Here is a 773-nt window from a genome sequence, read left to right as displayed (position 1 = left end):
GTGGAGCCATCCTTGAAATACCACCCTTGTATGTTTGATGTTCTAACGTTGTCCCCTAATCGGGGATGCGGACATTGCCTGGTGGGTAGTTTGACTGGGGCGGTCTCCTCCCAAAGCGTAACGGAGGAGCACGAAGGTTGGCTAAGTACGGTCGGACATCGTACGGTTAGTGCAATGGCATAAGCCAGCTTAACTGCGAGACAGACACGTCGAGCAGGTGCGAAAGCAGGTCATAGTGATCCGGTGGTTCTGAATGGAAGGGCCATCGCTCAACGGATAAAAGGTACTCCGGGGATAACAGGCTGATACCGCCCAAGAGTTCATATCGACGGCGGTGTTTGGCACCTCGATGTCGGCTCATCACATCCTGGGGCTGAAGTCGGTCCCAAGGGTATGGCTGTTCGCCATTTAAAGTGGTACGCGAGCTGGGTTTAGAACGTCGTGAGACAGTTCGGTCCCTATCTGCCGTGGGCGTTTGAGAATTGAGGGGGGCTTCTCCTAGTACGAGAGGACCGGAGTGGACGAACCTCTGGTGTTCCGGTTGTTCTGCCAAGAGCATTGCCGGGTAGCTAAGTTCGGAATCGATAACCGCTGAAAGCATCTAAGCGGGAAGCGAGCCCCGAGATGAGTTGTCACAGACCCTTGAGGTCCTGTAGGGCCCTTGTAGACTACGAGGTTGATAGGTTGGATGTGTAAGTGCTGTGAGGCATTGAGCTAACCAATACTAATTGCCCGTGCGGCTTAACCATACAACGCCAAATGTTTATTGGGTT

1 rRNA gene (running past one end of the window) is annotated in these 773 nt (G+C 53.3%); it reads left to right on the top strand.

The features are described from left to right. Nucleotides 1-749 (top strand): 23S ribosomal RNA (locus WSC_RS24760) (it extends 2,278 nt beyond the left edge of the window). Nucleotides 750-773: the final 24 nt, after the last annotated feature.

Source organism: Catenovulum agarivorans YM01 (assembly GCF_000281085.1).
Lineage (GTDB): Bacteria > Pseudomonadota > Gammaproteobacteria > Enterobacterales > Alteromonadaceae > Catenovulum > Catenovulum agarivorans.
Note: the sequence above shows the minus strand (reverse complement) of the source record. Positions and strands in the feature narration are given on the sequence as shown.